Origin of the sequence: Cryobacterium sp. 10I5 (assembly GCF_035019865.1) — a bacterium.
GTDB lineage: Bacteria > Actinomycetota > Actinomycetes > Actinomycetales > Microbacteriaceae > Cryobacterium > Cryobacterium breve_A.
Map to the genome: position 1 here is coordinate 16,233 of NZ_JASJVI010000028.1, position 24,535 is coordinate 40,767.

The 24,535-nt window shown below is 68.6% G+C and carries 22 protein-coding genes and 1 tRNA gene; 15 read left to right on the forward strand and 8 right to left on the reverse strand.

The features are described from left to right. Positions 1-125: 125 nt before the first annotated feature. Positions 126-995, reverse strand: coding sequence for a pyrroline-5-carboxylate reductase (proC, locus tag QN350_RS09320; protein WP_322138281.1), 870 nt, complete (start codon positions 993-995; stop codon positions 126-128). Between the two features lie 57 nt (positions 996-1,052). Between proC and QN350_RS09325 the strand changes: the two genes are divergently transcribed. Both QN350_RS09325 and QN350_RS09330 read left to right on the forward strand, forming a co-directional pair. Next, positions 1,053-2,015 (forward strand): cation diffusion facilitator family transporter, encoded by a 963-nt coding sequence (locus QN350_RS09325; RefSeq protein WP_322138282.1) that lies wholly within the window; start codon positions 1,053-1,055, stop codon positions 2,013-2,015. Then, complete coding sequence (locus tag QN350_RS09330; RefSeq protein WP_322138283.1) at positions 2,012-2,761, forward strand: glutamine amidotransferase; 750 nt, start codon at positions 2,012-2,014, stop codon at positions 2,759-2,761. Before QN350_RS09325 ends, QN350_RS09330 begins: the two co-directional genes overlap by 4 nt. Here the strand turns inward: QN350_RS09330 and tadA are convergent. After that, positions 2,730-3,209, reverse strand: a complete 480-nt coding sequence (tadA, locus tag QN350_RS09335) for a tRNA adenosine(34) deaminase TadA (RefSeq protein ID WP_281533349.1) — start codon at positions 3,207-3,209, stop codon at positions 2,730-2,732. The two genes, QN350_RS09330 and tadA, sit on opposite strands and share 32 nt — an antisense overlap. A gap of 33 nt (positions 3,210-3,242) precedes the next feature. Between tadA and upp the strand changes: the two genes are divergently transcribed. The 6 genes from upp (at position 3,243) to QN350_RS09365 (ending at position 7,664) form a co-directional block, all read left to right on the forward strand. Next, complete coding sequence (gene upp, locus QN350_RS09340) at positions 3,243-3,875, forward strand: uracil phosphoribosyltransferase (RefSeq protein WP_281533350.1); 633 nt, start codon at positions 3,243-3,245, stop codon at positions 3,873-3,875. 549 nt (positions 3,876-4,424) lie between these two features. Next, positions 4,425-5,126 (forward strand): winged helix-turn-helix domain-containing protein, encoded by a 702-nt coding sequence (locus tag QN350_RS09345; protein ID WP_281533351.1) that lies wholly within the window; start codon positions 4,425-4,427, stop codon positions 5,124-5,126. Between the two features lie 433 nt (positions 5,127-5,559). Then, positions 5,560-6,027, forward strand: a complete 468-nt coding sequence (locus QN350_RS09350; protein ID WP_322138284.1) for a MarR family winged helix-turn-helix transcriptional regulator — start codon at positions 5,560-5,562, stop codon at positions 6,025-6,027. A gap of 45 nt (positions 6,028-6,072) precedes the next feature. Beyond that, positions 6,073-6,264 (forward strand): DUF1918 domain-containing protein, encoded by a 192-nt coding sequence (locus QN350_RS09355; protein WP_281533353.1) that lies wholly within the window; start codon positions 6,073-6,075, stop codon positions 6,262-6,264. Positions 6,265-6,432: 168 nt separating this feature from the next. Next, a complete protein-coding gene (locus QN350_RS09360) occupies positions 6,433-6,603 on the forward strand; it encodes a hypothetical protein (protein WP_322138285.1) in 171 nt (56 codons plus the stop codon). A 110-nt stretch (positions 6,604-6,713) separates the two neighbouring features. After that, positions 6,714-7,664 carry a DNA-3-methyladenine glycosylase 2 family protein gene (locus QN350_RS09365; RefSeq protein ID WP_323502723.1) on the forward strand — a complete coding sequence of 317 codons (951 nt, stop codon included), beginning with the start codon at positions 6,714-6,716 and terminating at the stop codon, positions 7,662-7,664. Here QN350_RS09365 and QN350_RS09370 read toward each other — a convergent pair. Next, positions 7,608-7,964, reverse strand: a complete 357-nt coding sequence (locus QN350_RS09370; RefSeq protein WP_322138287.1) for a PLD nuclease N-terminal domain-containing protein — start codon at positions 7,962-7,964, stop codon at positions 7,608-7,610. The genes QN350_RS09365 and QN350_RS09370 overlap by 57 nt on opposite strands. 141 nt (positions 7,965-8,105) lie before the next feature. On the opposite strand from QN350_RS09370, the gene QN350_RS09375 reads away from it, so the two are divergent. Then, positions 8,106-10,898, forward strand: coding sequence for a cation-transporting P-type ATPase (locus tag QN350_RS09375; RefSeq protein ID WP_322138288.1), 2,793 nt, complete (start codon positions 8,106-8,108; stop codon positions 10,896-10,898). 191 nt (positions 10,899-11,089) lie between these two features. Further along, the gene (locus QN350_RS09380; protein WP_322138289.1) at positions 11,090-12,196 is read left to right on the forward strand and encodes a DNA alkylation repair protein; all 1,107 of its coding nucleotides are present in this window, start codon (positions 11,090-11,092) and stop codon (positions 12,194-12,196) included. On the opposite strand, the gene QN350_RS09385 is transcribed toward QN350_RS09380, so the two are convergent. After that, complete coding sequence (locus tag QN350_RS09385; protein WP_322138290.1) at positions 12,174-12,833, reverse strand: class I SAM-dependent methyltransferase; 660 nt, start codon at positions 12,831-12,833, stop codon at positions 12,174-12,176. The genes QN350_RS09380 and QN350_RS09385 overlap by 23 nt on opposite strands. Positions 12,834-12,911: 78 nt before the next feature. On the opposite strand from QN350_RS09385, the gene QN350_RS09390 reads away from it, so the two are divergent. Next, complete coding sequence (locus QN350_RS09390) at positions 12,912-13,517, forward strand: XRE family transcriptional regulator (RefSeq protein WP_322138291.1); 606 nt, start codon at positions 12,912-12,914, stop codon at positions 13,515-13,517. Positions 13,518-13,575: 58 nt separating this feature from the next. On the opposite strand, the gene QN350_RS09395 is transcribed toward QN350_RS09390, so the two are convergent. The 3 genes from QN350_RS09395 to QN350_RS09405 all read right to left on the reverse strand — a co-directional run bounded on the left by QN350_RS09395 (position 13,576) and on the right by QN350_RS09405 (position 16,032). Next, on the reverse strand, positions 13,576-14,343 hold the full coding sequence (locus QN350_RS09395; RefSeq protein ID WP_322138292.1) for a DUF427 domain-containing protein: 768 nt from the start codon (positions 14,341-14,343) through the stop codon (positions 13,576-13,578). A gap of 130 nt (positions 14,344-14,473) precedes the next feature. Beyond that, positions 14,474-14,546: transfer RNA gene (locus QN350_RS09400), tRNA-Arg, on the reverse strand. Between the two features lie 100 nt (positions 14,547-14,646). Next, positions 14,647-16,032 (reverse strand): MFS transporter, encoded by a 1,386-nt coding sequence (locus QN350_RS09405; protein WP_322138293.1) that lies wholly within the window; start codon positions 16,030-16,032, stop codon positions 14,647-14,649. Between the two features lie 83 nt (positions 16,033-16,115). On the opposite strand from QN350_RS09405, the gene QN350_RS09410 reads away from it, so the two are divergent. The 4 genes from QN350_RS09410 (at position 16,116) to QN350_RS09425 (ending at position 22,561) form a co-directional block, all read left to right on the forward strand. Continuing rightward, positions 16,116-16,850, forward strand: a complete 735-nt coding sequence (locus tag QN350_RS09410; RefSeq protein WP_322138294.1) for a flavodoxin family protein — start codon at positions 16,116-16,118, stop codon at positions 16,848-16,850. Between the two features lie 93 nt (positions 16,851-16,943). Beyond that, positions 16,944-18,563: a carboxylesterase/lipase family protein gene (locus QN350_RS09415; protein ID WP_322138295.1), complete on the forward strand. Its 1,620-nt coding sequence runs from the start codon at positions 16,944-16,946 to the stop codon at positions 18,561-18,563. A gap of 174 nt (positions 18,564-18,737) precedes the next feature. Beyond that, positions 18,738-20,522, forward strand: coding sequence for an APC family permease (locus QN350_RS09420; RefSeq protein WP_322138296.1), 1,785 nt, complete (start codon positions 18,738-18,740; stop codon positions 20,520-20,522). A gap of 110 nt (positions 20,523-20,632) precedes the next feature. Beyond that, positions 20,633-22,561 (forward strand): HNH endonuclease signature motif containing protein, encoded by a 1,929-nt coding sequence (locus QN350_RS09425; protein ID WP_323516245.1) that lies wholly within the window; start codon positions 20,633-20,635, stop codon positions 22,559-22,561. Positions 22,562-23,050: 489 nt separating this feature from the next. Here QN350_RS09425 and QN350_RS09430 read toward each other — a convergent pair. Then, on the reverse strand, positions 23,051-24,535 hold a 1,485-nt coding region (locus QN350_RS09430; RefSeq protein WP_323516248.1), incomplete at its 5' end, for a response regulator.

Here is a 24,535-nt window from a genome sequence, read left to right on the forward strand (position 1 = left end):
CCAGATGACGGGCAGAATTGCACAGCCTGGCGGGGTGCTTTCCTCAGTGCCGACGCCCCAGGCCGTTGGTCCCGGCCTCGATTGCGCCGCAGCACACGGATCGTGCCGCGCGTGACGCCGGCTGGTTACTCCGCCGGGGCGGCGAGTTCGCGGGCACGGGCGAGTGCGGCATCCGTCGCCCGGTCGAAGAGGTCCTTGAGGCCGCCCTTCTCGAGTTCCCACACCGCGCGCTCCGTGGTGCCGTGCGGGCTCGTCACCTGGCGGCGCAGTTCGCCGGGCGACAGCGGGCTTGCCGCGAGAAGGGTGCTCGCCCCGAGGAAGGTGCCGTTGACGAGCACGGCGGCCTCCTCGGGGGTGAAGCCCTTGTCGATGGCCGTGCGGGTGAACTCCTCGATCAGGTAGAACACATAGGCCGGGCCGGAGCCACTGATCGTGCTCAGCGCGTCGAGCTTCTCCTCCGGAACGACGAGCACCGAACCGACGGTGCCGAACAGGGCCCTGGCCAGGTCGAGGTCGGCCTCGGTGGAGCGGGTGCCTGCGCTCAGGCCGGTCACGGCCTTGCCGACGAGGGCGGGGGTGTTGGGCATCGACCGGATCACGGCGACGGATGCCGGCAGGAGCGCTTCGAACGTGGCGATCGTGACGCCGGCCGCGACGCTCAGCACCAGGGTGCCCGGCGCGAGCGACGACGCGATCTCGCGAAGGAGGTCGGGCACCATCGCCGGCTTCACCGCGACGACGACGATGCGGGCCCCGGTCACAGCGGTGCGGTTGGCGTCCGGATCGAGCGCGGTGGCCCACGCGGTGACGCCGGGCAGGTCCCGCAGCTCTGCGGCCTTCTCCGCGGTGCGGTTGGTGGCGCGGATGCCGCCCTCGACCGTCACGGCGGGGGTCAGCAGCCCGGTGAGGACGGCACGCGCCATCGATCCGGCCCCGAGGAAGGCGATGGCGGGCAGGACGGTGGGGGTCACCGCGGTGGCGGCAGTCTCGGTCATGCAACCAGTCTACTTTCGGGGCGTTTCGCAGCCTCGGGGGCCTCCTAGAATTGCTCCATGAGCGCATCTTCGGGGAACAAGGCCATCATCGCGGCACTCGGGGCGAACCTGGGCATCGCCGCGACAAAACTCATCGCCTGGGCGTTCTCCGGTTCCTCCTCGATGCTCGCGGAGGGCGTGCACTCCCTCGCCGACTCCGGCAACCAGCTGCTGTTGCTGCTCGGGGGCCGCAAGTCACGTAAGGACGCCGACACCGAGCATCCGTTCGGCTACGGGCGCGAACGCTACGTCTACGCCTTCGTCGTCTCGATCATCCTGTTCTCCATCGGCGGCGTGTTCTCCCTGTATGAGGGCGTGCAGAAGCTGCAAGACCCGCACCCGCTCGAGGTGCCGTGGCTGCCGATCCTCGTGCTGCTCGTGGCCATGGCCCTCGAATCGTTTTCGCTGCGCACCGCGATCAAGGAGTCGAACCACACCAGGGGCAAGGAGACCTGGGTGCAGTTCATCCGCCACGCGAAGGCCCCCGAGCTGCCCGTCGTGCTGCTCGAAGACGTCGCGGCGCTCAGCGGGCTCGTGCTCGCGTTCCTCGGCGTCGGCCTGACCATCGTCACCGGCGACCCGATCTGGGACGCGATCGGGACCATCTGCATCGGCGTGCTCCTCGTGCTCGTGGCGATCGTGCTCGGAATCGAGACGAAGAGCCTCCTCGTCGGCGAGGGCGCCGGCACCGCCGACACCGCCAAGATCCAGCGTGCGATCCTGAACGGCCCGGAGACCCAGCGCATCATCCACATGAAGACGCTCTACCTCGGGCCGGACGAACTGCTCGTGGCCGCGAAGCTCGCGTTCGACGCCGAACTGCGCTTCTCCGACGTCGCGGCGTCGATCGACGTGATCGAGGAACGGGTGCGGGCGGCCATGCCGAGCGCCCGCGCGATCTACCTCGAGCCCGACGTGTTCCACGACCCGAGCCAGCACGGCCCGCTCACCGACACCATCATCATCCGGGGCCGGGAATGAGCGCAGTGCCGGCCGCCGCGGCCACGGATGCCGCACCGGTCGCTGTGACGCGGACGGCGCTCGTGCTGCGGCACGACGCCACCATCCATCTCGGCAACCTCGAGCCCGTGCTCCACGAGCACGGCTACACGGTGGACTACGTCGAGATCCTCAGCGACGACCTCGCGGGGATCGACCCGACGGCCGCCGACCTCGTCGTCGTGCTCGGCGGCGAGATGGGAGCGTATGAGACCGACCGGTTCCCCGCGCTCGCGGAGGAGATCACGATCCTGCAGAACCGGCTCGCCGCAGAGCGCCCGGTGTTCGGCGTGTGCCTCGGCGCGCAGCTGATGGCCAACGCCCTCGGCGCCAGGGTCTACCCGGGGCCGACCAACGAGATCGGCTTCCGCACGGTCGAGCCCACGAGTCTCGGCGCCGCCGGACCGCTCCGCCACGTGGCCGGCGTTCCGGTGCTGCAGTGGCACAGCGACACCTTCGACCTCCCGGAGGGCGTGACCCGCCTCGCCGGCTCACCGCAGTACGGCAACGAGGCCTTCTCCATCGGCAACTGGGCGCTCGCCGTGCAATTCCACCCCGAAGTGACACCGGCCATGCACGAGGTCTGGATGCAGGCATCCGCCGCCGAGCTCGCCGCGGCCGGCCTCGACCCTGAGGCGCTGCGCGCGGAGCGCGAGCTCTACGCCGGGACAATGCAGGATGCGTCCCGCGCTTTGTTCAGCGAATGGCTCGACGGGCTGGATCGCTGAAGAACTCCCGGAGCAGGGCGCCGCACTCCTCGGCGTCGACGTCGGCGTAGACCTCGGCACGATGGTTGAGCCTGCGGTCGCGCAGCACGTCGTAGACGGAGCCGGCCGCGCCCGCCTTCTCGTCCCAGGCGCCGAAGACGACGACCGGGATGCGCGCGGCCAGGATCGCGCCCGCACACATCACGCAGGGTTCGAGCGTGACCACGAGCGTGCAACCGGTCAGGTGCCAGTCGCCGAGAGCTGCGGCCGCTGCCCGGATGGCGACGATCTCGGCGTGGCCGGTCGGGTCCTGCCGTGCCTCCCTGTCGTTGCGGCCGCGGCCGATGACAGCCCCGGAGGCGTCGACCACGATCGCGCCGACGGGAACGTCGCCCGTTTCGAGGGCGGCGCGGGCCTCCCGGAGGGCAAGCTCCATCCATTCGCGGTGCTCGCGACCCTGCTCGCCCATCCGGATACCTCCCCCAGCTAGTAGATTGAGCCTATGCGAGTCCATGTAGCCGACCATCCGCTCATCACCCATAAACTGACGGTTCTGCGGGACAAACGCACCTCCTCACCGCTCTTCCGCTCCCTCGTGGAGGAGCTCATGACGCTCCTCGCCTACGAGGGAACCCGCGGGGTGCGGGTCGAAGACATTACCGTCGAAACCCCGGTCGGGCTGGCCCACGGGGTGCAGATCAGCGACCCGAAGCCGCTCGTCGTGCCGATCCTGCGCGCCGGCCTCGGCATGCTCGAGGGCATGGTCAAGTTGCTGCCGACCGCGGAGGTCGGCTTCCTCGGCATGGCCCGCAACGAGGAGACCCTCCAGCCGACCACGTACGCCGAGCGCCTGCCCGACGACCTCTCCGACCGCCAGTGCTTCGTGCTCGACCCGATGCTCGCCACCGGAGGCTCGCTGATCGCGGCCATCAAGTTCCTCTTCGATCGCGGCGCCGTCGACGTCACGGCCATCTGCATCCTGGCAGCGCCCGAGGGCCTCGCCGCCGTCGAGGCGGCATTCCCCGGTCGTGAGGTCTCGATCGTCCTCGGCGCCGTCGACGAGCGCCTCAACGAGCTCGGCTACATCGTTCCCGGACTCGGCGACGCCGGCGACCGTCTGTACGGACTCGTCTAGAGCACACTCCCCCCGTTCCGCCGGCCCCGACCACACCGGCGGAACGCGCAGGTCCTGCGACACACGAGCGCAGCAAGGCAGTACTTTCACGAATCTTTGATGAAGTGGCTTTTCATCGAGGAAGATCTGACAAAGTGTCCATCGGGCACGGATCCTCCCGTTCGACCCGACCGGGGCGAACGTGATGCAGCAGGTTTCCCGGCTTCCTGCGTCACAAAGTTGACACACGCCGTAACAGTGGGCTTTACTCACAGTTATGACAACCTCCCTCCGCCTCCTGACCTCCCTCGAGGCCCTTGGGAATGCCGGCATGATGATGCCCGGCATGCGCGCTGAGTGTTGCCGAATGTGCCGCTGAATCGCGACACCCTCGCCGAGCTTCCCCTCTCGCCTCCGAACCCCGTGTAGCACACCGCGGTTCTGAGTCGTCGGTTGAACTCCCGGAGCCACTCTGACGCTCCGCACCCGGTCGCAACGACCATTGCCGAACCCGCAACCGCGCAGAGCGCCGGGTTCACCCCAGCATCATCACCCCCAAGGACTCCTGCCATGTCGCTCGCACACATTGACACCGCCCGCTCCATCCACAACGCCCGCCCGGCACTCGCCCTGGCGCCGGCCCCCGCCGCTCCCCGCATCCGCGCCGTCCCGGAGGGCACAGAGGCCCGCGGCTTCGTGCTCTACGTCGGCATCGACGAGGCCAAGGCCGCCGCGGCCGGCACCTCGCTGCACCGCATCGTCGAGGCGCTCAAGGCCCTCACCGAGGAACTCGCCCCGCACGCGGAAACCCACGCCGCCGTGGCGCTCGCCCCGGCAGGGGCCGGCGGCCGCGACGTGGACGTCGTTCGCCTCGCCCTTCAGGACCCGGCCGCCCTGGCCCGCCACCGCACCGTGGCCGACCCGGACCGCGCCGCCGGCGGCGTCGTCGTGGACATCTCCCGCAAGCGCGTCGTGCTCGACAACGAGACCGCGGCGCTGACGTACAAGGAATTCGAACTCCTGCAGTACCTGGTGCTGCGTGAAGGCCGCACGATCGAGCGTGCCGAACTCATCGAAAAGCTCTGGGACGCCGCAGATGAGGACGACGCGCCCAACGAGCGCACGATCGACGTGCACGTGCGCCGCCTGCGCGCCAAGCTCGGCCGTTACGAAGACATCGTGCGCACCGTGCGCGGCGTCGGCTACCGCTTCGACCGTCACGCGGATGTCTCGATCCGCCAGTCGACGACGCCGAGCCCCGACGTCTTCTAGGGTCAGTCCGGCAACCTTCACCGACGCTCAGCTGGATTGAGTTGCGGAAAGAACACCTTCGTCGAACACACGAAGGTGTCTTTTCCGGAACTCAGAAGACGCGAGGCCCAAGCGCGAGTGGATACGCGATGAGCCGCGGCGGTGCTCGGTAGGCACTGAGCGGCGGGGTCATGACGCGGACGGGGCGTTAAAGTGATTGAGGGCCGGTCGTAGAGGCTTAACGACCGACCCTCTTCCCTTGCACCAAGAGTGTCCTGCAATCACATTTCGCGTCTTCCGCCACAGCAAACGGTTGACGCACAACGAATATATAACGAACCGGTAACGGAACGCTAGCTGTGCGCCTGTATTTTTTCTGCGAATTCGCCAAGAGCTGTGCAGCGAGGGTCGGCGTAGATTCTCTAGTCTGGGAAGACACGACTGAGGAGGACCGGTGACGGATCGAGCGGCCGCAGTATCCGCCTGGGAGTCGCTCTTCCGCGCGCAGGTGGCGATCATGCGCAGCCTCGCGAGCGATTTCCCGTCCCGCGAGATCTCCTTCAACGAATACGACGTGCTCTTCAACCTCTCCAGGGAGCCGGATGGCCGCATCCGCCTGCGTGAACTGAACCAGCACGTTCTGCTCACCCAGCCGAGCGTGAGCCGCCTGATCGACCGCATGGCCTCGCGCGGGTATATCCGCAAGGTCACCGACCCCAACGACGGGCGCGGCGCCATCGTCGAGCTGACGGATGCCGGGTACGCGTTGTTCCGCAGGGTCGCGGTCGACCACATGGGCTCGATCTCGGCCCGCTTCGGCGACGCCCTCTCCAACGAGGAACTCGAGCAGCTCACCGCCCTCTGCGACCGGCTCCGGATCGGGCCGGCGGGTTGCCCGCCGCCGGAAGACCTGCCCTGTTGAGAACGGCCACCCCGGCGTAGTTTGAACCGCAGGAGGTGCGTGGGCATGCGCGCAATCATCGGCAACAGAATCATCATTCGCGGCCGGACGGTCGAGACACCCGACAAACACGGGGAGATCATCGAGGTCCGCGGCCCCGACGGCCAGCCGCCGTACCTCGTTAGCTTCGGCGAAGGGCACCAGAGTGTCGTCTACCCGGGTGCGGACTTCGTCGTCGAGCACTCCGACACGGACTGAGCCCATAGCGGCGCCATCGGACGGGCACGACCGGTGGCAGGCATCCGTTTCTGTGCGGATACATAGTTCGTCACATCCGTCTAGGGGGTACCACGACGGGTTTGGAGAGTTAGCGTTGAAGTACACGTTACAAAACCGTGGCGGGTAAGAGAATTAGGGGACTCAACCATGCTGATCACGTGTCCGTTCTGCCATTCATCGGCGCAGCTCACACCGAACGCCGCGCACGCGAAGCAGGTCACGCTGCCGCTCTACGTGCTCAAGTGCTCGGGCTGCGAACGCACGAGTGTGCGGATCGAGCCGATTGTCAAGCAGCACCTCACGGTCGGGGCGCACTGACCAGGCACCGGGGGTTCAGAGGTTCAGCGTCCGAGGTTCGAAGCGCACCCGAAGCGCATTGATCCTGCGGAAACGCCCGGCCTGTCGGACGCAGTCCCTAGGCTGTCAGGGTGGGCACAGCGACGGGACCTGACAACGCACCGGGGGCACCCGACTGCTCGAGCCGGTGGCGGCCGGCCCATCCGACGGATGTCGGTCTCACCCTTTCCCGCCTGCGCCGGGGCCGTGCAGACCCCACGTTCCAGGTGAGCCCGGACGGTGCCGTGTGGCGCACCACGCTCACGCGGTCCGGGCCCGCAACCCTGCGACTCACCCAGTCCGGCCTGACGGAGCTGCGCTGCGAGGCGTGGGGCGAGGGCGCGAAGGAGGCCGTCGAGGGCGCGCCGGAACTTCTCGGGGAGCGCGACGATCCTTCGGGGTTCGACGCGCAGCATCCGCTCGTGCGGGACGCGCACCGGCACTGGCCCGGCCTGCGGATCCCCCGCACCGGGCGGGTCATCGAATCGCTCATCCCCGCGATCCTCGAACAGAAGGTCATCAGCCTGCAGGCCACGGCCTCGTTCCGCGCCCTTGTCCGTGCGCACGGGACACCGGCGCCCGGCCCGGCACCCGCCGGAATGCGCGTGCCGCCGTCGGCGCGGGCCTGGCAACTCATTCCCTCCTGGGAATGGCATCGCGCCGGCGTCGACCCGCAGCGGTCCCGCACGGTGATGACCTGCCTCGCCGTGACGCGTCAGTTGGAGGCAGCAAGCGACCTGTCGGCGGCCGAGGCGAGCGCACGGCTGCGCGCGGTGCCGGGGATCGGAGAGTGGACCGCGGCGGAAGTCGCCCAGCGGGCGTTCGGTGACGCCGATGCGCTCTCGGTGGGGGACTACCACCTCGCCGGGGCGATCGGCCACACCCTGTTCGACGCGGACTTCGACGACGCGCTCATGGTCGCCGCGATGCGCATCTGGCAGCCGCACCGGTACCGGGTGGTCCGCCTGCTGGAGGTCTCCGGGAGCCTAGGCAAGCCCCGGCATGGGCCCCGACTCGCCTTCGTCGACCACAGGGGGCACTGAACCGGCTTCGGGCTCCGATGCCGCCACGGGCACCGGAGTTGTTGCGGGCACTTTCCGCCTGCCGCCCACGAAGTAGGCGATCGGCCCGATGAAGTTCACGCCGATGATGACGGTCCACAGGAGTTTCGGCCCGTTGACGAGCGCGGCCGGACGCCGCGCCAGGTCCGTCCACGCGGTCGCGGCGAGCGCGAGCTGCACCGATCCGGCGACGAGGACCCCGGTCTGTTCACGGGGGCTGAGGTCGTTCCAGGCCCGCTGCCGCGCCAATCGCTTCGAGCTCTTCTTCCTGGTGTGTGTCATGCGCTTCTCCCCGGTGTCACCCTCTGCGGTAGCCGACGAGCACAGCGTACGCCCGGTCCACAGGCCCTGCACGTCCGTCCGGCCACCCCGGGCTGGTGTGCCCCGGCCTCCGCCGCCCGGGCCGAAGCGTAGCCTTGGGCTATGAGCTTGCCGCAGCTCCACCCTGCCGATTCCGCTGACCCCGCCGCATCGATCTATCGGGAAACGGCTGATGAGGTGCTCAGAGCATTCGAAAGCTCCCGCTCTGGGCTGACGACCGGCGCGGCGGACGAGCGGCGGCTCGCTGCGGGTTCCAACGCGATCGTCGCGCTCAAGAAGGAATCCACACTGACTCGCTACCTGCGCCAGTTCGCGGACTGGATGATCGTGCTGCTCCTCGCGAGCGCCGCCATCACGGGGTTCCTCGGCGACCTCGGCACTGCCGGCGTTCTCGTCGCCCTCGTCGGCTTCAATACCCTGATCGGTTTCGTGCAGGAGAACCGCGCGGAGAAGACCATGGAGGCGCTCGAAAGGCTCGTCGACCCGACCAGTCAGGTCTATCGGGACGGCGTCCTCACCGAGATCGAATCCCGGGCGCTCGTTCCAGGGGACGTGGTGCGGCTGACCGAAGGTATTTCCGTGCCCGCGGACGTACGACTGGTCGACACCACCGCCTTTTCCACCAACGATTTCGCCCTGACGGGTGAGAGCGACCCGACCCGCAAGTACGCGCGACCTATCCCGCACGACGTGCCGCTCGCGGACCGCCGCAACCTGGCGTTCGCGGGCACCAGCGTTGCGACCGGTGAGGCGCTCGGCCTCGTCACGGCGACCGGGATGCACACGGAGCTGGGGCGAATCGCGCGTCTCAGCCAGTCGGCCCCGCAGACCCGCAGCCCGCTGCAGGTGGAGACGGGCAAGATCGCGAAGTACGTCACGTACGGCGTCGCCGTGGTGTCTCTCGTCGTGCTGGTCGTTGCCGTGCAGTCCGAGCTGCCGCTCCGAGAGGCGATGCTCTTCGCCGTCGGATTCGCCTGCGCCCTGATCCCGCAGGGGTTGCCCGCCGAGGTCAATACCGCGCTCGCCGCCGCCGCGGGGACCCTCGCCCGGCAGAACGCCCTCGTCAAGAAGCTCAGCTCGGTCGAGACGCTCGGGGCGACGCACGTGATCTGCACCGACAAGACCGGCACGCTCACCAAGAACGAGATGACGGTCAGCGAACTCGTGGTCGGCGGCGCCGACTACCGGGTCACCGGAATCGGCTACGCACCGGTCGGCGTCATCGAACCGGAGTCCCGGAGCGACACGGCGACGGCCCGGCTGCGCGCGTTCCTCACCGTCGGGGTCTTCGCGAACAACGCCCGCCTGGTCGCCCCGGCCGGGGACGACGGCTGGCGGATCCTGGGCGACCCGACGGAGGGCGCACTCCTCGTCGTGGCAGGCAAGGCAGGAATCGACCTCGATGCCCTGCGCGCGGGCTCCCCCGAGATCGGCGAACTGCCGTTCGACTCCACCCGAAAACTTATGACGAGCATCCGCCGGGATCCGGCCGGAGGCGTCACCGCGTACTCGAAGGGCGCTCCGGAGAGTCTCCTCGCCCGGGCCGGCCTGATCGACGACGGCAGCGCCGTGCGCCCGATCACGGACGCCGACCGGGCGGCGCTGCTCGCCCGGCACACCGAGAAGGCGGGCCGGGCACTCCGCAACCTCGTCTTCGCGACGCGCGTGCTCACCGAAGCGGATGCCGCCAGCGCCGATATCGGCGTCATCGAACGTGACCTGACCATCCTGGGACTCGTCTCGATGCAGGACCCGATCCGCAACGCCGTCCCCGCCGCCATGACGACCGTTCTCGCCGCAGGCGTGAAGGTCAACATCGTCACGGGCGACTTCTCCCTCACGGCCGAGGCCATCGCACATCAGGCCGGGCTCTCCGGCGACGACGGTCTCAGCATCGTCACCGGCGCGGAGCTCGCGACGATGCCCGATGCCGAGGTCCTCCGTCACGCACTCGGCGGCGGCACGGTGTTCAGCCGGGTCGCACCGGAGGACAAGGTGCGAATCGTCGACCTCGTCAAGGCCTCCGGGCACATCGTCGCCGTCACCGGCGACGGCATCAACGACGCGCCCGCATTGCGTCACGCGAACATCGGGGTCGCGATGGGCGCCTCCGGGACGGACGTGGCCAAGCAGGCCGCAGAGATCGTGCTGCTCGACGACAGCTTCGCAACCCTCGTGAATGCGATCGCAGAGGGTCGGACGATCTACCGCAACATCACCAAGGGCGTGCTCAGCTGCCTGACCTCGAACATCGCCGAGTTCGTCGTCAACACCGCGAGTCTGGCTCTGGCCTCCCTGTTCGGCGTGCCCCTCGCCCTGAACGTGCTGCAGATCCTCGCGATAGACCTGCTCGGGGAGATCTTCCCGATCGCGGCGCTCGGCAAGGACCCCGCCGAAGGGGAGACGATGAAAGACCCGCCCCGGGATTCCCGCGCGCGGATCCTCAACGGACGCTCGATCGTCGACGTGCTGTGGTGCGGGTCCCTGATCGGGGTCTTCGCCATGGTCAACTACCTGGTGTTCTTCAGCCGGAACGGAATCGACCCGTTCAGCCGGCCGGTGCCCGCCGTACTGCTCGCCGAGGCGATGTCGACCACCTACGTCACGATCATGGTCTGCCAGCTCGTCAGCATCATTCAGCGCCGCAGCGTGCACGGGTTCTTCACGAGGTACCAGTTCGCCAACCCGTCATTCTGGTATGCCGTGTCCCTCGCCATCACGATCATGCTCGTGATCGTCTACGTGCCGCTGGTCGCGGGTTTCTTCGGCACGAGCGGGCTCGGCGTCCTGGACTGGGCCTTCGTGCTCGGTGCCGCGGTCCTGTTCCTCGGGGTCCGGGAGGGGGCTGCGGCCCTTCGGCGCCGCGGTGCGAGCGCGCCCGCCGGCCGGGCCTGAGGCATCCGCTTCTCGCTGTGACGGGCACCGCGCCCGCGCCGGTTTCGGCGGCTCACGACCGCGCCCGCGCCCGTTTCGGCACACCGCGCCCGCCGTTTCGGGCGCGGCCTGCTGAGACCGGAGGGGTGTCCGGCGCGACCGCAATCTGGCACGCTGGTGGGGTACACCGCTACACCAGCACCAGGAGTCCCATGCCCTTCGCCGACCAACTCATCGGAGTGCCGACCGCGGTCGCCCTCACCGCGGCGATCCAGGCCGTCAAGCCGCACGCGTCACTCACCGCCCTGCGCGAAGCCACCGAGATTCTCGGCCCATTCTCGCTTCGAGAGCGGAGTGACCTGTTGCGCGACGCCCTGCTGGCCGACCTGCCCGGCGACTACGAAACGTTCGCCGCGACGCTGCGCGCCGCCGCCTCGGGGACCCTGCCGTTCACCGGCTGGCTGATCTGGCCGGTGTCGACAGCGATCGCGGTCAAGGGCATCGGGGCGGGCACGGATGCCGCCTTCGACGACGCCCTGGGCATGCTCGCCGAGCTCACGGGCCGGCTCAGTTCCGAGTTCGCCATTCGGTTGCTGCTCGACCACGACCTCGACCGTGCGCTCCCGGTCGTGCTGGGCTGGACCGCGTCGGCCGACGCTGACGTGCGCCGGCTCGCGACAGAGGGTACCCGGCCGTTCCTGCCGTGGGCCCGGCGCGTTCCCGGCATCCTCGCCGAACCGACCGCGACGCTGCCGATCCTGCACGCGCTCTACCGCGACGCGGACGAGGCCGTGCGCCGGTCGGTCGCCAACCATCTCAACGACCTCAGCAGGCAGCATCCGGAGCTCGCGGTCGCCGCGACGGCCGCCTGGCTCGCCGAACCGGACGAGCACACCGCCAGACTCGTGCGGCACGCGCTGCGCACCCTCGTGAAGCGGGGCCACCCGGCCGCGCTCGCCCAGCTCGGCTTCCATGCCGCCGACGTGACCGTGGCCGGCCCGGTGCTGGCCGAGGCGAAGGTGGCGTTCGGGGGAACGGTCGACTTCACCGCCAGCATCCGCAACAATGCCCGGGTGGCCACCCGCCTGGCGGTCGACTACGTCGTGCACCACCAGAAGGCGAACGGCACCCTCAGCGGCAAGACGTTCAAGCTCACGACCCTGACCCTTGCGCCCGGCGAGCTTGTCCTGCTGTCCAAGGGCCATTCACTCCGGCCGATCACGACCCGCCGCTACTACCCGGGGGAGCACGCCGTCGAGTTGCAGGTGAACGGTGTGACCCACGGCCGGACGCCGTTCATCCTGCTGCCGGAGGCCTGACCGGCCGGGTCGCCCTGACCACCACGTCTCGCACCCGAGTCACGCTGTCGTGGGCGGCGGGGGCGTCCCGCTCGCGCGATTCGGCCAGATCAACCTCGAGCTCCGCGCCGTCGATTGCGGCACGCACGTCGTCGACCCCGAACATCAGCTCTCGGAAGTGAGCCCGGTGCTCGCCGGCATCGGCTTCTGAGACGTCGTGACCGACGATGAGCAGCGTGCCACCTGGTGCGACGGCCTCCGCGAGGGCCCGGAACAGAATGCTCCGGGCGAACCCGGGCAGGTGCATGAACTGGGGCGAGACGAGGTCGAACGACCGAGGCTCCGGCGACCAGGACGTCAGGTCGTGCTGCTCCCAGCGGATGCGCGCCGCGGCACGTCCGTCGACGGACTCCGCCCGGGCACGCGCCTTGGCGAGCGCGTTCGTGGAAATGTCGACACCGGTGACCTGCCACCCGCTCATCGCCAGCCAGAGTGCGTCGCCGCCTTCCCCGCTGCCGATGTCGAGGGCTCTGCCCGGGGTGAGTGACGTGGCTTCGGCAACCAGCACGGGGTTCGGGTCCCCACTCCAGGCCAGACCGGGAGCGGCGTAGCGCTCTTCCCAATAGTCGCGGCCGAACGGGTGTTCCTCGTGTGTCATGGCAGACCTCCTGCTCCGATGCTCGGCCTGGATCGACGGAATCGCCAAGCTCGTTTGCCGAAGTGGCAAGATCAACCCATGGACGACACTTCCCCCACGACGGAGACGATGCTCGCCGCCGTCGGCCCGCTCCTGCGCGCGCGGCGCAGCGAGCACGGGATGACACTTGCCGAACTGTCTCGCGCCACCGGCATCTCGGTCAGCACACTGTCCCGGCTCGAATCCGGGCAGCGGCGTCCCGCGCTCGAACTCCTGTTGCCGCTGGCTCGGGCCTACGGCGTCCCGCTCGACGAGCTGGTCGGGGCACCGGAGACGGGTGACCCGCGCATCCACTTGCGACCGACCCGGCATCGCGACCAGACGATCGTGCCGCTGTCCCGCGGCGGCAGTGGCGGGCCCCAGGCGTTCAAACACCTGATCCTGGCCTCGGTGGCGGAGCGGGATCCGGATCCGAAAGTGCACGAGGGATACGAGTGGATCTACGTGCTCCGCGGCCGGCTGCGGCTCGTGCTCGGCACGCACGACCTCGTGCTCCCGGCCGGGGAGGCCGCCGAGTTCGATACCCGCACGCCGCACTGGTTCGGGAGGGTCGGACCTGGCGACGTCGAGTTCCTCACCCTCTTCGGCCGTCAGGGCGAGCGGATGCAGGTGCGCGCCGCTCCGCCGGGCCGCTTGGGCGAGTGACTCGCGGCGCGATGCGGGGTGGTCGGCCGGTCACGTCACGGAGGATCGCACACGGGCCCTACGAGGGGCGCTGCGCCGGATCGCTGAACGGACTCACCGGGCGCCCCAGAGCCACCCCATCGACAGTGATGTCGACCCGTTCGTTGTAGAACGCGACGAGGCCCGCAATCTCCGCTACAGCGGCAGACGGCCGGGTATAGCTCCAGGCGACGTTCGCGAGGTTCGGGTCGTCGACAACATCCCAGTACTGATCGGCCTGCCCCTTATAGGCGCAGACGCTGGTCGTGGTCGTCGCCCGGAGCAACTCAAGCCTGACGTCGGCCTGCGGGAGGTAGAAGCGCGTTGGGAGCCCCGTTTCGAATAGGAGCACCGGGTGCCGACTCTCGGCCAGGAGGACATCGTTCGCCGACACCTGAACGTGCCGACTGCTCGGCAGAGCATCGACGCGGTGGAACGGGTCCCGCGGATGAGACCTGACGACGATATCCTCCTCCTGCCACCGGTCGATCCCGCCCGGACGCCAACTGAACACGATCCGGTCGCCGAGGCCGGCGAGCATCCACGCTGCGTGTGGAATCACCCGCCCACCCACGACGACATCGAACCACGTCTGCACCTGGCCCTTCGGGCCGAAGAAGTCGAAGCCGCCGCGCTCCGGCGCCGCACCGGACTCGGAGAGCCGTGTCATATCGATGGTCGCCGGAGAGAACGCATAGCCGGGAACGGGAAAGCCGTCCTCCCAGAACAGGAGTGGGTCGCGGCTCTCCACCAGTGTCACATCCCCGACGAACGCGCGAACCCACCGCTCGCTTGGATAGGTCTTCATAGAGGTCTCCCTCGCTCGACTGTCCTGATGCGGACAGTCTCCCCCTCCGACCCTGCCGGGAAAAGGGTCGCTGGGAATACCGCGGCGGAAAAAAAGAAGCGGCCCACCGAAGTGAGCCGCTTTCATACTGTGCGCCCGAAGGGATTCGAACCCCCAACCTTCTGATCCGTAGTCAGATGCTCTATCCGTTGAGCTACGAGCGCATGTGCCAGGCGAAATCCTTCGCGAAGACAACTTAGAAACTATAACAGATTTCCGGGCCCCTCCCGTTCGAGGGCTTGCGAGAGACACCGGATGCAGCGCTTAAGTGTGCTCGCTTGCCACCGGTGTCGCGGCATCCGCCACGCTCTTCGGGGTGCGGATGCCGAGCCAGGAGACGAGGGCGCCGGCGAACATCAGGGAGGCGGTGACCACAAGGACCCGCTGGAACCCGGCGACGCCGAGCTGCTCACCGGCGATCGTGCCGGCGAGGGCGATCATGATGAGTCCGGCGACCCGGGAGACGGCGTTGTTGATCGCCGAGCCGATTCCGGCCTGCTCCGGGTGGATGGAGCCGAGCACGGCGCCGGTCAGGGGCGCCACCGTGATGGCGAGCCCGAGGCCCACGACGGCGATGCCGGGGATCACGGTGCGCCAGACATCCACCGGGGGAACGGCGAGGGTGAGGAGGAGGAAACCGCTGCCTGCCACGATCGGGCCCAGGGTCATGAAGAGCCGCGGGCCGAACCGGCCCGCAAGCCCGCCGAACAGCGTCGAGAAGAACAGCATCATCAGGGTCGCCGGGATGCCCGCGAGTCCCGCGCTCGTCGCCGAGAGGCCACCGACCTGCTGCAGGTAGACGGCGAAGATGAAGAAGCCGAGGCTCAGGGCGCCGTAGATGCCGACGGTCGCGAGGTTGCCCGCCCAGAAATTGCGCGCCCGGAAGAGGCCGAGGGGCATCATCGGGTGCGGTGCGCGGGCCTCCCACCAGATGAAGGCGGCGAGGGAAAGCAACCCGATGACAAGAGGCAGGAAGACGACGGGGCTGCCCCAGCCGAGCCTGCCCTGCTCGATGAGCGCGAAGACGGGACCGCCCAGGCCGACGACGGCGAGGCAGGCACCGGCGACGTCGATCCGGGCAGCCGGACCGGTGCGCGCCGGTTCCCGCACCCCGGCGAGCACGATGAGGGTCACCACGATCGGCAGCACGTTGATCGCGAAGACGAGTCGCCAACTGCTCGTGTCGACGAGGATGCCGCCGAGGATGGGGCCGGCGATGCCCGCGATGCCGGTCCAGCCGGTCCAGGCTCCGATCGCCCGGCCCTGGGCCGGTCCGCTGAACGTCGAGGTGATGAGTGCGAGGGAGCTCGGGACGAGCAGGGCGGCTGCAGCGCCCTGCAGGATGCGCGCGACGACGAGCGCGGCGCCCCAGGGAGCGACGGCGCACGCGAGCGAGGTGATCCCGAACCAGATCAGGCCGACCCGCAGCACGCGGATTCGGCCGAAGGTGTCCGAGAGTGAGCCGGCCACGAGGATCAGGGCGCCGAGGGAGAGCAGGTAGCCGTCGACGACCCACTGCTGCAGGGTGAGTCCGCCGCCGAGTTCGCGCGAGATCGCGGGGAGTGCGACGTTGATGATCGAACCGTCGAGAAAGGCGACGAAGGAGGAGAGGATGGCGACGATCAGGATACGGCGTTCGCGAGGAGTCACCCGGCAATTCAACCCCGAATCCCGGTTGAAGTGAACCCGCACCCGGGGTAGCCGGTGCGCGGAGCAGGTGCCACACTGGCGCCATGACCCCGAGCCGCAACACCCAGGCCTCCTACGACTACTCCGGACTGCGTGCCCTGTTCATCAACTGCACGCTCAAGCGCAGCCCCGAAGCCAGCAATACCCAGGCGATCATCGACCTGAGCATGAACCTGATGCACGAGCAGGGCGTGTACGCCGAGACGATCCGGGCGATCGACCATGACATCGCGACCGGCGTCTATCCCGACATGACCGAGCACGGCTGGAAGACGGATGCCTGGCCGGCGCTCTTCGACAAGGTCAGGACCGCGGACATCCTCGTGATCGGTGGCCCGATCTGGCTCGGCGACAACAGTTCCGTGACGAAGCGCGTGATCGAGCGGCTCTACGCGATGAGCGGGGAGTTCAACGACAAGGGCCAGTACGTCTACTACGGCAAGGTCGGCGGCGCCATCATCACCGGCAACGAGGACGGCGTGAAGCACTGCTCGTCGAACATCCTCTACAGCCTGCAGCACATCGGATACTCGATCCCGCCCGCCGCGGACGCCGGCTGGATCGGCGAGATCGGGCCGGGGCCGAGCTACCTGGATGCCGGGTCCGGCGGCCCCGGAAATGACTTCACCAACCGCAACACAACCTTCATGACCTGGAACCTGATGCACCTCGCGGCGATTCTGAAGGCCAACGGCGGCTTCCCCGCCTTTGGGAATCTCCGCAAGGACTGGGACTCCGGGGAGCGTTTCGGCTTCGAACCCAACCCCGAGTACCGCTGACCCGGCAACCGGCCCGCCGCCCCGAACCCCGCACGATCACCGCCGACCTAAAGGACCCAGACAACTCCAGAACAGTCCCCCGAGGAGGAGCGCATGTCCACAGCAGTGACCCTCGACGACGAACCGCACCCGGGCGCCGACCCGGGTCTGGGAATGCCCCTGCGCTCCGTTGCACTCCCCCGGGGACGACTCGACGTCCGCGTCACCGGCGGGCTCGTGCGCGGGGTGCACGAGGACGGGATCCTGGCCTGGCGAGGGATCCCGTATGCGGCGCCGCCGGTCGGCGAAGGGCGCTTCCGGGCGCCGCGTCCCGTGGAACCGTGGACGGGCATCCGTGACGCCTCGAAGTTCGGCAAGATCGCCTCGCAACCGCACCGCGGGCAGTTTCGCGCGCACGGGCCGCGCAGGCCCTCGGGAGAAGACTGCCTGACCATCAACGTCATTCGACCGGCCGCGGCGCACCCACGGCGCCTCGGCATGCCGGTGATGGTATTCATTCACGGCGGCGGCTACAGCGTGGGTTCCTCCCAGGACTTCACCGGCCGCGGCGAGCGCTTCGTGCGGAGCGGCCGCATCGTCTACGTGAGCTTCAACTACCGCCTGGGGGCGCTCGGCTACATCGACTTCACCCGGTACTCGACACCGGAGCACCCTCTCGAGAGCAATCTCGGGTTGCGCGACCAGGTTGCCGCCCTCCGCTGGGTGCGGGACAACATCCGCGCCTTCGGCGGTAACCCGAACAACGTCACCGTGTTCGGGGAATCCGCGGGTGGAAACGCGGTCGTCACGCTGATGGCGACGCCGGCGGCCGAGGGGCTCTTCGCGCGCGCAATCGCCCAGAGCTCGCCATCGAACGCCGCGTTCTCGCGCGAACTCACGGATGCCTGGGCCGAGGAGGTCGTCGAGGAGTTGCGCACGCTCACGGAAGCCGACGCCGGAGCGGTCGGCCTGGCGCCGGACCAGCTGCTCACGATGGCACCGGCCGACGTGATCTCCCAGGCCGCCGTCGCGGTGCAGACTCGGACCCCGGACTCGAACCCGGGCACCTTCTGCCTCGTGCCCGTCGTCGACGGGGACTTCCTGCCGGAACGCCCGGTCGACGCCTTCCGCGCCGGCCGCGAACACCGGGTCCCGCTCATCATCGGCTCCAACGAGAGGGAAGGCACCCTCTTCCGCGGCAGGGTCGACATTCTGCCGCGCTCGGCTCCCCGGATCAACGCCATCTTCGACCAGGCGCCGGAGAGCGCGCACGAGGCGATGCGCGCGGCGTACGCGGGGTTGTCGCCGTTGCGAGGCTCCGTCGATTTCGGCAGCGACTTCGTGTTCTGGTATCCGAGCCTGCAGCTCGGCGAGCTGCACTCGAGGATCGCGCCGGTGTACGTCTACCGTTTCGACCTCGCGCCGCGTCTGATGCACATGCTCGGCTTCGGCGCGACCCACGGCATCGAGCTCTTCGCGCTGTTCGACCAGGCCGACCTGCCCGTCGCCCGGATCATGAGCGTGCTCGGCGGTCGCGAGCACTTCATCAACGCGGGCGAGCGGATGCGCCGGAACTGGCTGCACTTCGCGGTCACGGGCCGTCCCGACGCAGGCTGGCCCCGCTTCACCGAGGAGGACCGTCTGACCCTCATCATCGACGCGGCGGACCGCGTCGAGTCGGATCCCCGCGGGGACCGGCGGGCGGTCTGGCAGGAATTCCTGCCCGACTGGTGATCGAGGGTCCCTCCCGCGGCCCAGAAACATGCGAAACCGGAACATTCGGCAGGTGCGGGCCGCGGGAAACAGGGGTAGAACGGTGTCAATCACGATCGCTCACCGCTGAGGGACCGCGTTCGTCCTGTTCCGCCCTGTTGCCGACCCCGGTCGGCCCTCCTGTGGGGAGTACTGATGACCGATAGCGCTTCGTCCCAAGCCGGCGAGAAACGTTCCGACCAGGTCGACAGCAAGGGCCTGAAAGGCGGGGCGCTCGGCCTGCTGTCGAGCGTGGTCGTCGGAATGGCGTCGACCGCCCCCGCGTACAGTCTCGCCGCGAGCCTCGGCTTCATTGTCGCAAGCGGCGGAGCCCTCCTCGCGGGCGTCAAGGCGCCGGGGATCGTACTTCTCGCCTTCGTGCCGATGTACCTCATCGCCGTCGCATACCAGGAACTCAACAAGGCGGAACCTGACTGTGGAACGACGTTCACCTGGGCCACCCGAGCGTTCGGCCCGATCACCGGCTGGCTCGGCGGCTGGGGCATCATCGCCGCAGACGTCATCGTGATGGCCAACCTCGCCCAGGTCGCCGGCTCGTACTCTTTCACGTTCATGGGCGACCTCGGACTGACCGGTGTCGCCGACCTCGCGAACGACCAGTTCTGGTCGACGGTCGCCGGCGTGATCTGGATCGTGATCATGACCTGGATCTGCTACCGCGGCATCGAACTCTCCGCCCGTATCCAGTACGTGCTCCTCGGCATCGAGGTCGTCGTACTGATCATTTTCGCGGTCTTCGCCCTCATCCGCGTTTACACCGGGAGTGCGGAAAGCTACTCACTGACCCCGACACTCGACTGGTTCAACCCGTTCACGCTCGACTTCGGCAGCGTGATCGCCCCGGCCGTGCTGACCGCCGTGTTCATCTACTGGGGCTGGGACACGGCCGTCTCGGTCAATGAGGAGACGGCCGATCCGGCGAAGACTCCCGGCCGCGCAGCCATCATCAGCACCCTGTTGCTCCTCGGCACCTACGCCCTCGTGACGGTCGCGGCGGTCGCCTTCGCGGGCGTCGGCACCGACGGCGTTGGGCTCGGCAACGACGCGAACTCGGCGGACGTCTTCGCCGCGATCGGGCCGGCCCTGTTCGGCGACAGCACCCTCGGCAACCTCGCCATGCTCCTCCTCTCCGCGTCGATCCTCACCTCGGCCTCCGCGTCGACGCAGACCACGATCCTGCCGACCGCACGCACGGCGCTGTCGATGGGCGTCTACCGCGCCCTGCCCGCGCGCTTCGCGAAGATCCACCCGCGGTACCTCACGCCGACCTGGGCCACGCTCGCCATGGGTGGCATCTCGATCGGGTTCTACCTGCTCTTCACACTGATCAGTGTCCAGCTGCTCGGGGCGCTGATCGGCTCCGTCGGCCTGATGATCGCCTTCTACTACGGGCTCACCGGTTTCGCGTGCGTCTGGTATTACCGCAGGTCGATGTGGTCGTCGTTCCGGAACGTGATCATGCGGGGCCTCTTCCCGCTGCTCGGCGGCCTGATGCTGACCGCCGCCTTCGTCTACGGGCTGCAGCAGTACGCCACGGTCGACTGGCTCACCGACGACAACGGGAACAACGTCACGATCTTCGGCATCGGCGCCGTCGCCGTCGTCGGGATCGGCGCTCTGGTGCTCGGCGTGATCGTGATGCTGATCTGGTGGGCGATCAACCCGAATTTCTTCCGCGGCCGCACCCTGCCACGCCAGACCGACGACCTCGTGCTCGCCACGACAGAAGCGGAGTCGATTGCACGGTTCGGCCTGCCGGACTCCGGCCTGATGCCGACCATGATCGCGCCGGACCTGTCGAACCTTCCGCCCGGCCAGACGGCCGTCAACGCCGAAACCGGCGAGGAGGTCACCAGGCCCGGCGCACTGCCCCCGACCGACACGAAACGGCATCCCCGCGCCGAGACCGACGACGAATAGCCGGCGGGTGATCGAATGGTCCTGTCCTCAACAGATACCTGATCAACGGGAGTTTCCACATACCTGAGCATTGCTCAGAGAGTGTCGGTGGTCGGTCGTAACGTGGGGGCATGAGCAACATGCCGGAGTCACCCGCTTCACCCGATCAGCCGTATCGCGACCGGGTGTTCGGCGAGTCGGTGCAGGGCGGCCCGGTGCTGGATAACCCGGTGCTGGATAACTCGGGGCAGGGCTGCCCGGTACTAAATAACCCGGGGCAGGGCGGCGGTGTGCTCGCCGGCTTGCGGTCGATGGCGGATGTCGTCACCGGGCTGGGTGGCTCGTCAGCCGCCGTCGACGCACTCACTGACGAGGCCGTGTTGGAGGGGCAGGTGTTGATCGCCGGTGCCCGGCGGGCGCTCGAGACTCAGGCGGCATGGTTCGCGGCGACCCTGGCCCGCCGGTCCCGGCCCGAACTCGGCGGCAAGGGCCTCGCGGCCCGGCAGGGTTACCGCTCCCCGGAAGACCTGCTTCAGACCATCTCCGGGTCGAGCAAGGGTGACGCGGCCAAGCTGCTCGCGGTCGGCCGTCTCCTCGCGGAGGCCGATGCCGCCGAGAAGGCCGCCCGGGAAGCCGCCGAGGCGCAGAAGCTGTTCGACGAGACTCCGCCCCTCGACGGGCAGGGCGGACACGGCGGGAACGATGGGCTCGACGGGCAGGGCGGGAACGGCGAGCAACCGCCCCTCGACGGGATGGCCCCGCACCTTCCGCCGGTTCCGCCGGCCGCGGTGCCGCCGTGGCACGCCCCGATCGGCCGGGCCCTCGCAGAGGGCTGGCTGAGCGTCGAGAAGGCGGACGCGCTCCGCAAAGGTCTCGGTGACCTGGACCGGGCGATCACACCGGAGAAACTCGCGTCCGCCCTTGCCCGGCTCCTCGCCGAGGCACGGACCCTGAACGCGGACCAGTTGTTCAAACGGGCCCGAAGGGTGCGGGACGTGCTCGATGAGGCCGGCATCGCCGCCCGCGAGAAAGCCGCCTACGACGACCGGTCCCTGCGGTTCTACCGGCTCCACACGGGGCAGGTGCGCATGGTGGGCCTGTTCGCCCCGGAAGACGGCGAATACCTGATGCAGACCTACGACGCCATCACGAGCCCCCGCCGGGGCGGGGTGCGGTTCGTCGACAAGGAGCAGGCCGCGTGGGCGAAGCGGGTGCAAGACGACCCGCGCACGACCGAGCAGCTCACCGCGGACGCGTTCCTCGCCCTGACCAAACTCGGGGTCAAGGCCGACCCGAAGCGCATCGCCGGGGGCCGCAGCCCCGCCGTGCGCATGGTCACCATCCGCCCCAGGAACACCACACCCACCGGGGCGATATCGACAGGGTCGTCGCCCGCCGGGCCAGCGGCGACCGACGCCGCACCGACCGGGAACACACCCACCGGCGCCTCACAGTCCGAGACCGCATCCACAGGGATCGCGTCGACCGGGGCCGCACCCACGAGCACTGCACCGACCGGGACCACCCAGGTCAGCACCGCGTCTATCGGGGCCGCAGCCGGTGGTACTGAAACGGGCGGCCCAACTCTGGCCGCGGATGCACTCGCCTCCGACGCCGCTGCGGGCCCCGAAACTGAGACGCCCGCACTCCAGCCCGGTGTCATCGAGGGGACCGCGGTCACCGTCTCGTCCGAGACTTTAGAACGGAACCGGTGCGACAGCGGACTCCTGAACGTCACCTTCGACGACCACGGGAGGGGTGTCGACCTCGGCCGCGAACAACGCACCTTCAGCCCCGCTCAACGCGCCGCCCTCGCCCTTCGCGACGGCGGCTGCATGTGGCCCGGCTGCGACCGACCACCCTCCTGGACCGAAACCCACCACATCCAACACTGGACAGACGACGCCGGCGAGACGAACCTGGCCGACGGGATCCTGCTCTGCCGGTCCGACCACCTCAGACTCCACAACGAACACTGGCACATCACCCGAGACCACACCGGCCAGTACTGGCTCACCCCGCCACCGGACTCGACCCCGACCATCAACCCGTCCTCCTGACCAGCAAGAACCCAGTCCTGCCGGTTGATGGCCGGTTCTGATCCGCACGAAGCTCACGTCGTCACGTTCACCGCACCGCACCGCACCGATGGTGACCATCGGGATTCGACGACGGCCGGGCCAGTGCACAGGCACCCGACCCGACCGCGTTCGTATCCGGCACATTTGTAGCCGATGTATTCGTGGCCGGTACATTCGTGCCCGGTTGCGGCAACGATCGCACCCGGGCCAGGGTGCACCCGGCCCAGGCTCTCCAGTTCAGGGGCCCCGGTCGAGGGCGTCAGTCCCGCAAACGTCGCCTGCAGAGTGGACTGCGTCGCAGGTCCCTCCGCCGCAGCGGCCGATCGCTCGTCTCCGTGGGTGCCGGTCATCGCCGAGTACACGGCAATACCGACGACCGCGAAGACGGCTGCAACGCTCAGCGCCGCGACGATCGGCGACCGCTCGCGGTCAGGAAATCAACGGAATGCTGCTCGACGAGCAGCAGGGTCACCCCGCGTCGAGCGTAGCTGCGAGGTGGGGCACGAGTACCGCCGTCACCTCGGCGATGGCGGCCTCCAGCCTGGCCAGGTGATCCTCCGTGATGCGTCCGCCCTCGTTGGCGCGGGCTTCGATCTCACCGCATACCCCCGCCAGCGAGCTGGCCCCGATCGTGGCGCTGCTCCCGCGCAGCCGGTGCGCGATGAACGCGGCCTGCACCAGGTTGCCGCGGTCGAGCTCGGCCTGGAGGGCCGCGAGGTGGCCGCCGCTTTCGTCGAGGAAGTGTTGCAACAGAACGGCCTTGGTCTCGGCGCCCATCTCGTCGAGGTAGCCGAACAACTCGGGATCGAGCACCGGGACCTTCTCTGCCGCCAGCTTCGCGGGGACGTCGGCTGCGGGTTCCGACTCTGGACTCGGCACCGGAACCGGAACCGGAACCGGAACCGGAACCGATTCATCTTTCGGCTCGCTGAGGGCACGCACGGGCACGGACGGAACGGACTGACGCGCCGGAATCCTGATGGTGAGGGCAAGGGCCTCCACGAGTTCCTCGACCCGGATCGGTTTGCTGAGGTACTGGTCCATGCCCGCGTCGGCACAGGCCCGGCGCGCTTCCGCCGTAACACTCGCGGTCAGCGCGATGATCATGGGCTGGCGGATACTGTCGCCCAGTACCCGGATCAACCGCGTGGCTTCGAGCCCGTCCACGATCGGCATGTGCACGTCCATCAGGACGACGTCGAAGTCGCCGAGTTGGACCGCCTGAACGGCTTCCAGACCGTTACTGACGGTGTCCACGCGGTGACCGCCCTTGGCGAGCATCAATTGCGCGACCTTCTGGTTGACGAGGTTGTCCTCCGCGAGGAGGATCCGCAATCCGGAAACGGCGTCCGCGCGCGCGGGCGTTTCGGCACCCACAGCGACCTGGCCGGAGAGCACTTCGATGACGACGCGTTGCAGTTGCGCGCTGCGCACCGGCTTCGTCAGGACCGCGGCGAACGGCGCCTTGCGCGCCTTGCTCAGTGTCGCGCTCATGCTCGTGAGCAGGATCATCGGGGTGTCCTGCCATCCCGGGAGGTCCTGAAGCACCCGCGCGACCGCGGCGCCATCCATCCCCGGCAGCTGCATGTCGAGGATCGCGATATCGGGAACCGGGCCGTTCCGGGCGTCCGCGATCATTTCAGCGGATGTCGCCGTCACGGTACATGTCATCCCCCACCGGGAGAGCTGACCGGACAGAATCCGACGGTTGGCCTCGTTGTCGTCCACCATCAGGGCGCGGAGGCCAGAAAGCGAGATCGTTTCAGTCACGCGACGATCCGGAGACGGGCTTTCCCGCCAGGCGATGGTGAATGCGAAGGTCGAGCCGACCCCGACGGTACTCGTGACCTCGATCCGGCCCCCCATGATCTCCACGAGCGCCTGACTGATCGCCAAACCCAGACCCGAACCGCCATACACCCGCGTCGTCGACGCATCCACCTGACTGAACGA

Bases quoted from the DNA above. Each gene is read 5' to 3' on its own strand.
- proC (WP_322138281.1), bottom strand. From the start codon at position 995: ATGACCGAGACTGCCGCCACCGCGGTGACCCCCACCGTCCTGCCCGCC.
- QN350_RS09325 (WP_322138282.1), top strand. From the start codon at position 1,053: ATGAGCGCATCTTCGGGGAACAAGGCCATCATCGCGGCACTCGGGGCG.
- QN350_RS09330 (WP_322138283.1), top strand. From the start codon at position 2,012: ATGAGCGCAGTGCCGGCCGCCGCGGCCACGGATGCCGCACCGGTCGCT.
- tadA (WP_281533349.1), bottom strand. From the start codon at position 3,209: ATGGGCGAGCAGGGTCGCGAGCACCGCGAATGGATGGAGCTTGCCCTC.
- upp (WP_281533350.1), top strand. From the start codon at position 3,243: ATGCGAGTCCATGTAGCCGACCATCCGCTCATCACCCATAAACTGACG.
- QN350_RS09345 (WP_281533351.1), top strand. From the start codon at position 4,425: ATGTCGCTCGCACACATTGACACCGCCCGCTCCATCCACAACGCCCGC.
- QN350_RS09355 (WP_281533353.1), top strand. From the start codon at position 6,073: ATGCGCGCAATCATCGGCAACAGAATCATCATTCGCGGCCGGACGGTC.
- QN350_RS09360 (WP_322138285.1), top strand. From the start codon at position 6,433: ATGCTGATCACGTGTCCGTTCTGCCATTCATCGGCGCAGCTCACACCG.
- QN350_RS09370 (WP_322138287.1), bottom strand. From the start codon at position 7,964: ATGACACACACCAGGAAGAAGAGCTCGAAGCGATTGGCGCGGCAGCGG.
- QN350_RS09375 (WP_322138288.1), top strand. From the start codon at position 8,106: ATGAGCTTGCCGCAGCTCCACCCTGCCGATTCCGCTGACCCCGCCGCA.
- QN350_RS09380 (WP_322138289.1), top strand. From the start codon at position 11,090: ATGCCCTTCGCCGACCAACTCATCGGAGTGCCGACCGCGGTCGCCCTC.
- QN350_RS09385 (WP_322138290.1), bottom strand. From the start codon at position 12,833: ATGACACACGAGGAACACCCGTTCGGCCGCGACTATTGGGAAGAGCGC.
- QN350_RS09390 (WP_322138291.1), top strand. From the start codon at position 12,912: ATGGACGACACTTCCCCCACGACGGAGACGATGCTCGCCGCCGTCGGC.
- QN350_RS09395 (WP_322138292.1), bottom strand. From the start codon at position 14,343: ATGAAGACCTATCCAAGCGAGCGGTGGGTTCGCGCGTTCGTCGGGGAT.
- QN350_RS09410 (WP_322138294.1), top strand. From the start codon at position 16,116: ATGACCCCGAGCCGCAACACCCAGGCCTCCTACGACTACTCCGGACTG.
- QN350_RS09415 (WP_322138295.1), top strand. From the start codon at position 16,944: ATGTCCACAGCAGTGACCCTCGACGACGAACCGCACCCGGGCGCCGAC.
- QN350_RS09420 (WP_322138296.1), top strand. From the start codon at position 18,738: ATGACCGATAGCGCTTCGTCCCAAGCCGGCGAGAAACGTTCCGACCAG.
- QN350_RS09425 (WP_323516245.1), top strand. From the start codon at position 20,633: ATGAGCAACATGCCGGAGTCACCCGCTTCACCCGATCAGCCGTATCGC.